The 12493-nt window shown below is 46.6% G+C and carries 5 protein-coding genes; all 5 read left to right on the forward strand.

Annotated features, from left to right (window positions below; all coding sequences use genetic code 11):
* The first annotated feature begins 254 nt into the window (after positions 1-254).
* The 5 genes from AC3WTJ_RS02415 (at position 255) to AC3WTJ_RS02435 (ending at position 11706) form a co-directional block, all read left to right on the forward strand.
* Positions 255-6083 (forward strand): sugar-binding protein, encoded by a 5829-nt coding sequence (locus tag AC3WTJ_RS02415; protein ID WP_492520396.1) that lies wholly within the window; start codon positions 255-257, stop codon positions 6081-6083.
* Positions 6084-6439: 356 nt separating this feature from the next.
* The gene (locus AC3WTJ_RS02420; protein ID WP_492520397.1) at positions 6440-7363 is read left to right on the forward strand and encodes an ABC transporter permease subunit; all 924 of its coding nucleotides are present in this window, start codon (positions 6440-6442) and stop codon (positions 7361-7363) included.
* Positions 7360-8328 (forward strand): carbohydrate ABC transporter permease, encoded by a 969-nt coding sequence (locus AC3WTJ_RS02425; RefSeq protein WP_492520398.1) that lies wholly within the window; start codon positions 7360-7362, stop codon positions 8326-8328. The genes AC3WTJ_RS02420 and AC3WTJ_RS02425 overlap by 4 nt, the downstream gene beginning before the upstream one ends.
* Before the next feature lie 41 nt (positions 8329-8369).
* Positions 8370-10160 (forward strand): type 2 periplasmic-binding domain-containing protein, encoded by a 1791-nt coding sequence (locus tag AC3WTJ_RS02430; protein WP_492520399.1) that lies wholly within the window; start codon positions 8370-8372, stop codon positions 10158-10160.
* 82 nt (positions 10161-10242) lie between these two features.
* Entirely contained in the window at positions 10243-11706 is a 1464-nt protein-coding gene (locus AC3WTJ_RS02435; protein ID WP_492520400.1) for a hypothetical protein, read from the forward strand.
* Positions 11707-12493 lie beyond the last annotated feature (787 nt).

Here is a 12493-nt window from a genome sequence, read left to right on the forward strand (position 1 = left end):
AGGTGTCCCTTCTCCGTATCTGCAGGCTAACGCAGCCGACTATCTTTTCTAATTTACCCGAGAATTTTCCTTACGGTCCAATAATAGTCTCTGGGAATATTCGTACAGACTGGTATCATGAAAGCATTAATTGACAGCGCTTCCATTGTTGGGGTTCGAACAGCTTAGTCGGAATCTGCAGAGAGAAGAAGACGGCACTAATACCGCCCAGGCGGTAATGTGTATAGCAGTTTACTTATATCCAAGGAGGTTTTATGAAAGTGAGAAAAAGATCATTCATTTGGATTCTGACTTTGGTAACGGTATTTTGCATGCTACCATTTTCAGGGTCGGTACTCGCAGCTGACAGTGCGGCAAATGCAACTGCGGCTGGCGGTACGCCAAGTGCAACTATCTATGTTGCTACAAATGGCAATGATACCACAGGTGACGGAACGCAAGGAAAGCCGTACAAAACGGTTGCCAAGGCAAAAGCAGTCGTAAGGACTCTGCCTAAGACCGGCGGGGATATCGTCGTTCAAATTGCGGATGGATTTTATTCCCTTGATGAGACCCTGGTATTCAACAAGGATGATTCCGGAAGTGCAAGCAGCACGATTCGCTATGAGGCGGCGCCGGGTGCGAAGCCGGTAATCAGCGCGGGTGAAATGTTGGGCAAAGGCGTATGGACAGAAGCTGTTGGCCTTACCCAGACTGGCGGTTTGAAGGCGTATAAAACGACCCTCAACCGAAGCGATAAGTTGCGGGCGATTTATGTCAACGATAAGAGAGCCAACATGACGCTGAGCCCGCAAGTCGCTTCGGCCAACAGAACCGTCACCGGCACTCCCACAGCCAGCTTTACCACTGCCAATAACCCTTGGGCGTGGCAGAACGGCAGCAACATCCGGGCGGGTATCGTATTCGATGCCAGCGTGGGTCTGACAACGGCAACGAAAAATCCTCAGAACATCGAAGCTGAAAGCATGGGCGGCTCCACCGCCAGATGGGCGAGGCCTTTTGTCACCTTCGCGTCAATTGAACAGGCGCCGGCAGCCAGCAACAAGCCCGGTGGTGTCATGCTCCGGTTCCAGATGCCATATGCGGCGATTTCACAGTCTTTAAGTAATAATACGCAATACAATCCAGGTAACAATCAAGTCATCCGCAACGCTTTCGAGTTCTTCAACAAACGCGGAGATTTCTATTTCGACCAGGCGGAAAGTACGCTTTATTACATCCCGCTTGAAGGCGAGAATATCAATACCGCCGACGTGGTTATTCCAAAGCTTGAGACGGTTCTCGATATCAGAGGGATTCCTGTAGGAGATCGGTTGAACCCTGTTGCAGGCTCGGATGATGGACGTGTCAAATACATAACCTTTAGCGGCCTGAAGTTTGCCCATACCGACTACAAACTGACTGAACTGACGGGCACATATACACTTAGCGACGGATCCGGTCCGGTAACGACCAGTTCCCGTGGCTATGCGTCCGTTCAGGGCTCTATCGTGAACAAAGTTTACTTCCCCAGCAGCATAAACTGGCATGAGACTTTCTACAGAGGGTATGACATACCGCCAGCAGCGATAATCATCAACGCGGCGAGGAACATCAAAGTGCTGAACGGCGAGATCGGGCTTACCGGATTTAATGGCATCCATGTAGAAAACGATGCCAAGGATATTGAAATCTCGGGCAACTATATCGTAGATACGCTTGCTTCCGGCATTGTAATCGGACATCCGCAGCATATCTATGAAAACGATGTGGCGATTACGCATGAATCCAGTGCTTCGGTCTCTGGCACACCAATAAGGAATTGGGCTGGCGTCGATAAGGAAAAATTTACGGCGGGTACGGAAGCCGTGCCTGAGAATATTTATATAACGAATAACTTTTTGTATAGGACCTGCTACGGATTCCCGGGCGCTAACGCACTGGCTTCTTTCTACACAACGAATATGCAGGTACTGCACAACTACATTTATGACACTACTTACGGCGCCATGAGCATCGGCTGGGGTTGGGACGAGTATGATGGGTTCGGCTTTACTGCTCAAGGTACCAACAAGACCGGCGGCCCTTACAATGGTACGAATGAAACGAGCATCGCAAGGTCTCCAGCCATATCTACGACCTCCAGGAATAACAAAATAAACTATAACCGGATAGAGCAAATTTGCACGGTAGTTAACGACTCCGGAGCCATTTACTCACTGGGCCGGCAGGGCGATCCGGGTAATTTGCCGGGCGGAGGGACATGGGACACCATCAACACCGTCTACCCGTTAACAAACGACCCCGTCACGAACAAGAATAGTAACTGGAATTCCGACAACTGGACGAATTTCACGGAGATGAACTACAACTTCCTTAACCCGAATCCAACTGACAAACCTACGGACTCTAACAACTGGATGAACGGGTTCCATCCTGACGAAGGCAGCACGTTCATCAAGATGATAGGTAACGTTGTGCAGGCAAAGCTCTCCTATGCCGTGGGGCAAAGCCGTCTTATTGAGTTTAACAACTGGAAGCGCAAAAGCGATATGATTATGGTCCAAGGTTACGTAGACGGGGATAACAACCAGAATGGCGCCCCGAGGACTACTTATGACAATTACAAAAGCACAAGCCGCATTTGGCCACTTAAGGGTAACGAAATCGTTTTGAACTCGGGCCTTACGAACGAATACACGAAGATGATCCCAAGGAGCCTCATTGCTGATACAGAGTTTGAGTTGGCTTCCAACGTCATCATGGGTAAAGGTGAAAAGCTGAGCCGCAGGGGTCTGCTCCAAGCTCAAGACACAGTTTGGCTCGCACCAGCGAATACAACTGTCTTTAATGAAGGCAATACGATGACAAAAGCTGCCGGCGACGTAAAGTCAATCAACGCTCCGTCTGTCGCAGGAGAATACAAATTATATATTAAATATGGAGACGGCAGAGAAACAGCCACTTCCAAGTATACGGTATATGTCGACGCGAGCGGTTCAGCAACCAATGTGGAAAATGGGAAAAACTACGAAGTTTCAGCGGTACGTCCGCTTAAACTGACATTGAGTAACGATTACACCTTTACGCTTAACGGCAAGCCCGTAGCGAATGGGTACGAAATAAGCACTGAAGGAAGTTGGACCTTGGTAGGCAGCACTTCAACTCCTGCAATAACTCTCAACTTTACCACCACAGTATCGGAGGCGAATAGGTTGCTACCGGCTGACGTGTCGGTAGCCCCCGGCGGGAAAGTCAGGTTAGCGTACGATTTGGACGATGCCACAAAACAGATATGGATTTCCTCATCGAGCGACGGTAATTTTATTGAAAGCGACAAAGAAACAATGGCCTCCGGCAACATGATAGAAATAACCGCGCCAAAGTTGCCAGGTCCATACATTATTTATGTACGGTCGAAAGAAGGCGATGTTCTCAGCCTGTCGCACGCTCGTATAGTGGTGCGCGATATGACGCCTGTCGATATTCCTAGAAATGGTCTTGACTTATGGCTCAAGGCTGATGAGGGCGTGGAAAAAGATAGCAATGGCAATGTGACTGGATGGACAAATATGGGAAGCGTTCAGGCGAAGCTTGTTCCAGCGAACGTCCCCGGTAGCGGTGGCGATAATCTTGGAACACCAACCGGCAACCCTACGCTAAAGAACGATGGATACGACTATGTAGATTTCGCAGCAATGTCAAGGCCGCTAAAAGCTGCAGGTTTTAAAAATTATAACGGCAGTACGCAGATGACGATATATGCGTTGGTTAAACCAACAACCACAGCCAACAACTCCAGTGACCAAAATGGTCTTGTTTATTTCGGAATGAACGAGGCTTACCAAACTTGGGCGGCTAACAGCGGTTGGAGTGGTATTAATTTGGGTGTAGGAACAAACAGAGTTAATGTCCGCTTTGGTAACACGGATGGCAGCGTATCGGGCGGCGGGCAACAAATGACAACAACAGCCCCTGACGGTTTGGCCAGCGTTCGGGCCCAGTTAAATGGAACCAATAGAGCCGTTTTTGTTAATAACAATGTCATCGGCACTGGAACCAACGCTAAGGCGCTTTTAGGGAACAGCTCGGATCTGGGCGTAGGTTACACGATGGCGGCTGTAACCCCCTATCGCTTCCTGGGCGGAGTCTCGCAGATTCTCATCTACGACAGGGTGCTGACAGCTGACGAAATTACGAAAGTTGAAACATATTTTAACAATTTCAAAGCGGGCCGTGGTGGACCTGCGAACCCAATTGTCTCAACGGTCGACAAAACCCTGCTGACAGCCTTGATTGAGGCCGCCAATAAAAAGGACTCTAGCATCTATACAAGCAATTCATGGAATGCTTTTGCAAGCGCATTAAATGATGCCAAAACTGCCGCCTCAAATGGTGAGATCGGGCAGGCAGTAGTAGACAATGCCTATTATGCGCTGCGTAACGCGATTAAAGAGCTTCAATTGATACCAAGCGGAGTTAGTACCGCCGTATACGGAACGCCTGTTATCGGCGGCTCCGAGCTCGACCCACTCTGGAATACGACAGCCACGCTGCCGATTCTTAAGCATCTGACCATGGCGAACGGTCCGACGGACGGCTCAGGTAAAGTGCTATGGGACAATAATAACCTGTATGTACTGGTACGTGTAAAAGACCCTGTTCTGAACAACAGCAGCAGCAACGCTTATGAGAAAGACTCTGTCGAAATCTTTGTGGATGAGACTAACAGTAAACAAACCACTTACGGCACAGGTATGGGACAATACCGTGTTAACTATCTCAATGAGAAGAGCTTTAATCCAGGCAGTATCAGTGCGGGGGTTGAGTCTTTTGCCAAAGTCGTGGATGGCGGCTATTACATTGAGACTAAAATTCCTTTTAAGGCAAGTGTTCCTGCGGCTAATCGTGTCATTGGATTTGATTTACAGATCAATGATGCGAAAGCAACAGGCGGCCGTCAGGACATTATCATGTGGAACGACGTGACCGGACAGTCCTATGCCAACGGTTCACAATGGGGTGTGGTTACTCTTCTGGGCGAACAGAAGCTGACGGTGACCGGAGCGGACGGAGCGACCTCCATCACAACCAAAGACGGCACGCTGCAAATGTTGGCGGGAGTGCCCGTCATATGGTCGGTAACCGCAGAAGACGGTTCGGAGACGAATGCGGCGATCATCAGTGAGACGGGATTGCTATCGGCCAAAAAGAATGGCGTCGTGAGAGTAACGGCGCAAGCCATCGGTTCCAGTCTGAAAGGCAGCGCGCTGATCTCAATCAGCGGTCAAGAAGGCGCGGTGCTGACAGGACCATCGAGCGTTGATGGCGGCAAAACCTTTGATGTAGATTTCAGCTTGGCGGGTTCTGGGAAAGATGTTATCGCGCTAGATACTACGTTTAATTATGATTCAGATAAGCTGGAGCTGGTATCTATGGACTCGCTCCAGAAAGATGATTTCAATCTGGTTGGGGAAGTTAAATCTGATGGCAAGATCAGAACCATCGCGGCTAATATTGGAAAAACGGATATGGCGAATGGATTGATCAGGCTTAAGTTTAAAGCTATTGCATCGGATAATTCGCAAATCGCTTCAATTCGCGTCACTCAGTTAACGGTTGCTAATGGCGTGGGCCAAGAGGCAGAATGGGCTGGTGCAACTCACACAGTCCAAATTAATAAACTTGATAAATCGGGCTTACTGCGTCTGATTGCGGAAGCGCAAAGCGCGCATGATGCGGCAACGGAAGGCGCATATCCTGGCCAATATCCATCAGGTTCGAAAGCAACTCTGCAAGCAGCAATCAATGCCGCTCAAGTTGTGGCATCGACTCAGGGAGTAAGCCAGGCTGAAATTGAAGAGGCGATCCTGAGCCTGAATGCAGCACTGCAAAGCTTTAATGATTCAGTAATTAAAGGTATCGATGGAGATTTCAATAACGATAATAAAGTCAGTATTGGTGACCTTGCGATGATTGCTTCTGCTTATGGTAAAAATGATCAAGAATCAGATTGGAATCAGTACAAAGCGTTGGATTTGAATAACGACGGTAAGATTGACATCGTTGATATCTCGATTCTGGCTCGTAAAATTCTGAATTAATAACATGTAAAAAAGAAATGGTGGCTCTAGTTGAAATTAACTTGAGCCGCCATTTCTTTTTTTGTGCTTCCTATTTGTTGTGGGAGACCTAATCCGAGCGATATGAGAATAGATCAATAATCGATGAGGATAGGTCATTGTTTTGAAAAAATTGATATTTTATAATTGCTGTAATGAAACGGGATGAAAACGCTGTCAACGGAAGGCGCATCCTTTCATCTATCGATTGACCTGTTGCGCTATGACCTATTGTACTACAGTAGCGGAAATGGCTATCTCGGTATTCGATATATATTTATAGATATCGTAATGTGTCAATAAACTCATTGAATATACCATTAAAAAGGGAGTGTTACATGGTGCAAATACAAAAAAACAGCCTGACAAGCAGTTCAATAAGAAAATTTCTTTTTATTCTCCCTTTTATGATCTTGCTTGGTATCTTTGCCTATTACCCGTTATATGGTTGGGTTTATGCATTCTTTGACTACACGCCGCCAATTCCGCTATCCCAATCGCCATTTGTCGGTTTGAAATGGTTTCATACCTTGGTCGAAAACCAAGTAAAGATCGATCAAACCCTTCAAATCCTCAAAAACACATTCGGGATGAGTGGCCTAAATCTGCTATTCTCCTGGCTTCCAATGATTTTTGCCATATTCCTGACGGAAATCAAGTCCGTACGGTTCCGGAGGTTCATTCAGACGGTAACAACCTTGCCGAACTTTATCAGCTGGGTATTGGTCTATTCACTGGCATTTTCAATGTTCTCTAGTGACGGTATAATCAACGGTCTTTTGAAACAAATTGGACTTATTGATTCCCCGATTTTACTTCTTCAAAATTCCGACCATGTTTGGGTGATGATGTGGATATGGACAACTTGGAAAACATTGGGTTGGTCAGCCATTTTGTATATAGCAGCAATTATGGGTATAGATGATGCTCTATATGAAGCGGCCTATGTAGACGGTGCGACAAGAATGAGGGTGATCTGGCATGTCGTTTTGCCAAGCATGGTGCCAACCTATTTCGTCTTGTTGATGCTGCAAATTGCGAGTTTTCTGAATAATGGATTAGAGCAATATTTTGTATTTCAAAATGCATTTAACAAGGATTCCATACAGGTTTTAGACTTATATGTTTACAACCTTGCAATGGGGGGCGGAAGCTATTCGGTGTCGGTTGCGATTAGTGTGCTTAAGAGCTTGATCAGTGTTGTGCTTCTCTTTTCTGTAAACGGACTATCAAAAAGACTAAGGGGAGAGAGTATTGTATGAGTCATACAGCAGCAGGGTTGGCGTCGAATGATAAAGTGCCCGGCAGTCATCTCACCAGAAAAATGAAAGTCCAAGTCAGCGCAACAGACAAGATGATGACTGTTTTAATATATGGGTTGTTTTCTCTGTATGCGCTTATATGTGTATATCCATTTTACTCGATCATTATTAATACCATAAGCGCTAATGATATCAGTGCCAAAGGTGATGTTATCTTCTACCCGATTAATATCCAATTCCATAACTACGTGGATGCGTTTAAAATACCGGGATTGTGGGATGCAGCCATTATTTCTATAGCAAGGACCGTGATTGGAACCACTTTGACGGTAGGAGCTTCCGCCTTTCTGGGATTCATGTTTACCCAGGAGGATATGTGGAAGAGAAAATTTTGGTATCGCTACACGGTTTTAACCATGTTTTTTAATGCCGGCGTTATTCCTTGGTATTTGACCATGAGGTCTTTGCATCTGACAAACAATTTTTTGGCCTACATTCTGCCGACGATTGTAGCTCCGTTTTTCATCATTCTTGTTAAAACTTTCGTGGAATCAACGCCGAAGGAATTGCAGCATGCGGCAAGTATCGACGGCGCCGGGACCATGACTCTTTTTTTCAAAATCATGTTGCCTATTTGTAAGCCCATATTAGCTACAGTTGCGATATTCGCAGCAGTGGATCAGTGGAATTCCTTCCAGGACACGTTGTTGTTAGTCACGGAGAGCAAACTTTATAGCTTACAGTTTATTCTCTATAACTATATGAATCAGGCAAGTTCCTTATCCAGCATGGTAAACCTGCAGAATGCCGGCTCCACAGCGATGTCAAGTCTGGCAACGAAGCAAACGACGACTTCCATTCGGATGACGGTGACTGTTATTGTTGTTGCGCCTATTTTGTTGGTTTATCCGATTTTCCAAAGGTTTTTTGTCAAGGGGATTATGATCGGTGCAGTGAAAGGATAATTGCGCCGGATTAATAAATTGAATAATTATGGGGGTTGAGTATGCGTAAACCTGGTAAAGCAATAAAAAAATCGGCGTTGTTATTGTTTGCTAGCCTCTTCATGGTGTCGGTCGCATTAACCGGCTGTGGAGATGAATCTAGCAATAAGACGGCATCAACGGAACCAAGCAAGTCGCCGAACTCCGGTACTGAAGCTACATCCAAGGCACTAGATCACAGTAAACCGCTGACCATCACTGTTTTTGACAATGCAGCCAATTATCAAGGAGAGCAGAAAGGGTGGTATGGAAAGCTTATTAAGGATAAGTTCAATATCACTCTGAACATTCTTGCTCCGCAGATTGCCGGCGATCAGCTATACAAGACAAGATCGGCAGCAGGTAATTTAGGAGATCTCCTGATCGTCAACAACAATCAACTGGAAGAATTAATTCCAGCCGGTTTGATTATGGACCTCTCGGATAAGATCAAGAGTACGCCGAACCTGTCCAAATATGTGGACAATCATTTCAAACCTTTCAATGCTGCATTCGAAAAAGTAAATCCTAGTGGCAAGATTTATGCTTTGCCGACCTTTGAGGCCGATACTTCACCAACGACATACTCGGAACAAATTCCTTACTCAAGCCCAATTATGCCTTGGGATTATTATAAGGGCGTCGGGGCTCCCAAGCTGAACAATCTGGATGACCTTCTGAATGTACTGAAACAAATGCATGAGAAATATCCGAAGACTCCGGACGGTAAGCCGATCGCTCCAATCACGCTGTGGAAGGATTGGGACAGCAGAGGGACTATGGAAAATGCACGCTGGTTGAGCAATTGGTATGGTTACGAGCAGCCAGAAGGAACCACGACTATGCAGTTGAATGCAAAAGGCGACGTCGTTCCCCTCATCGATGACAACAGTATGTACAAGAAAATTCTGCAATTTTACTATAAAGCCAATCAGATGGGTCTGGTTGACCCTGACTCGCCGACCCAGGATTGGAATAAAGTATCGGAGAAGCTGACCAACAAGCAGGTACTTCTTTTGTGGTACTCATGGGAAACAGGGTTCTACAATACGATTGAAAGAGGTAAACAGGGGGACGGGAATGTGGCTATTCCAATCGCTGACACGCACATCATTCAGTCAAGCGATGCCTATTACGGCAATGGAAGAGCGTTTGCTATCGGTTCCAAAGCCAATGATCCCGATCGGATCATGGAATTCATGGATTGGTTAGCCTCTCCTGAAGGCTTGCGCTACTATGTGAATGGATTTGAAGGCTTCAACTATGAAAAGACGGCAGATGGCAAATTTAAGCTGACCGAAGTAGGTCAAACCGCATTCCAGAAAAATACACCTGTTCCGGATCAGTATGGAGGCGGCGGATATCAGGACGGACAAAGCAAACTCAATACAATGATCATCAGCGATTTTGCCAAAGATCCATTGACAGGGGAGTTCTATAATAGCAATTACTGGGCTGCAACCATTGAAGCGAATAAGACAGCGCTAACGACAGATTGGCAAAACACCTATAAAGCAGAAAACGCCACAGACTACTACCTGAAAAATAAGATGATCGATATCGTCCCCAATATCAATACTAGTCTGGGCAGCGATTTATCAGAGATTAAAAATAAACGCAGCCAGATTTCTGACTATGTAAAGAACACATCTTGGAAAATGGTATTTGCAAAAAATCAAGCAGAGTTCGATAAACTTTGGGAAATGATGAAGAAAGATGTAATAGGCCTAGGTTGGAATGATGTCTTTGCCTCAGATACGGAAAAAGCGCAAAAGATTGTTAAAATGCGTGCTGATGCACTAGCTAAAAAGTAAAAAATCTAATTTTAAATGAGTGAGGGATATGTATGATTTTATATATCCCTTATTCATTTTCTAATTCTAAGGAGGAAGTTTTATGAAGCTGGAATTCGGCAATTATATCCTGATCTCCAAAGAAGGTGGCATTGAGGTTCAGAAAAACGGCAAGCGGCTCTATTATAACAAACGGCCGATGTTCGTAACGGTAAAGACCGCCTTTGCCGTCAACGAGTTTTACGACCAAGCATACGCCAAAATCACCGCTTACGGTGATAAAATCGTGGCTGAAGGTACGATAATTGTCCCGACAGGCTCAGAATTCTTTTTCTCTGACGTATATGAAGCGGTCAACACAGGGTTCAAGGTAAGCAGGAACGTCAAGGTGTTGAAAGCGGGAGACGACCTTGGCTTTTCTACTAAGATCTCTTTGACGATTGCGGAATCGGATGACGTTCATGACTATCACTGCTTCGCACCCGGTGTTTGGTATAAGCAGAACGAATTCGCGCCTGATTACGCAATGGGCAAAGACCTGGACAACGAATATTTCTGGCGGATGGAAACCAATTACGCCTTGCCGTTGTTCGCAATGCAGCACATCGCTTCAGGAGAAGCTGCGGCTCTCTCTCGTTGGGCTGCGGACGCAACCTTGCAGTCTTCGGACATCGTAAGGTCCGAGAATAACACGGACCTGAAGTGTACCATCGGAGCCATTGGAATGAGCAAGCCGGAGAACAAGACGCTGAACTATTTGTATTATGGTTTTGGCGTACGCAAGGCGCTAGAGATAGAGATTGATGGCTTGTCAATCGATTATGTGTATCCGGGCTGCGATGGCGAGATGCCTAGAAGAAATCAATATGAGGGTCTGGACTACAGTCAGAGAACAAAAAGGTTTCAACGCATTAACCATCCCGTAGAGGTTGGCTTTGAGCAACATTATGCCGTAGGCATTCAATTCGGTCATTACGGCAGCTTCCAGTCGATGATGAGAGAAATTTGGCGGGACACCTATTCCCGGCTGCGCGACAAGTTATTCGAGGTAGATAACAAACTCCATTTTCATAATTGCATGAATATTCTGACTAAATTTACGCGTCAATACGGGGATTCGTATGGTTTGCCTTTTTCCTGCCAATTGCCAAACATGGATATCTCTAGCGTTTCTTTCCAGTTCGGCTTCGTTGGGCAGCAGCCCGGGATCGGCTATCAGATGCTTCGTTACGGTGATAAAGACGGCGTGCCTGAGGCGTTTGAGAAAGGCGTAAATGTCATCGACTTCTGGGTGAGAACGGCTATGACGGATTCGGGCCTGCCGCAAATGTGCTATAACCCGAACATCAGCGGATTCGAGCCGTATCCCCACTACATCCGGATGCTGGCCGATGGGATTGAGCCGATTCTGGACGCCTTTCTCTACCTGCGCGGAAAAGGAGACCTGCGTCCATCTTGGCTGGAATTTTGCAAAAGAACAGCCGATTCAGCCTCGATGAGGGATCGACTTCCACATAGGTACACCAGGGCAGCCAGTGGTAGTGGCTTTGCAGGGTTTGCGTCGTAAAGTTGCCGCTTTCATGACCCAAGCCGGGCATGGCGTATCCGACGCTGCCATCCACGTCGCTCGACTGCCTGGTATTTTTATGGATGAATTCGGCGAAATCGAGGTAATGTTCATCCCCTGTAATGATATACAACCTATAATAGGTGTATGAGCAAGCGGCCATATATACGTCGGCCCCCCCTCCGATCGTGATAATGCTCTGGCCGCTGATCGAATAGCGGTTGAACGGATGTTTCGGCCAGGGTGTGCGTACCGGGAATGACCAAGCATAAGTCCACGTCTCGGTATAATCAGCAGCGCCGATCGCTCCTTCCAGCCACTTATCCTCGCCGGTCAGATCATATAGGGCAAGGAATCCGAATAAAGCATAAATGCCAGCCTCTTTATCCTGAATGTCGGAGTTGTCGCAGGTACCGCCCCGATACTCCATATTGCGGTAATTACAATCAAAGGACCAATCTCCGGCACGGATCGCTGCAGCCTTATATCTCTCGTCTCCGGACACAAGATAGAATTGGACCAGGAAACGAATCACGCTGGGCGTGTTGGCCTTCGATTCCATGCGGATGGAACTGTCGGTATGATAAGCCCGGTAATAGCTGCCATCTTCATTCTGAATATCCACGAGCCAATCACACCTTCGGAGGCTATGAAATTGCGGATGCGCAAAAGCTCAGCACAGAGGAGCGGGCGAAGAAAAACCGCATTTATGAAACCTTTACAAGGGGCGTTCTTTCTTGACACATTGACCAGCACAACGCCAATAAAGCGTTGTTCCTTTGCTTCG

Source organism: Paenibacillus sp. FW101-FHT12H11 (assembly GCF_058790355.1).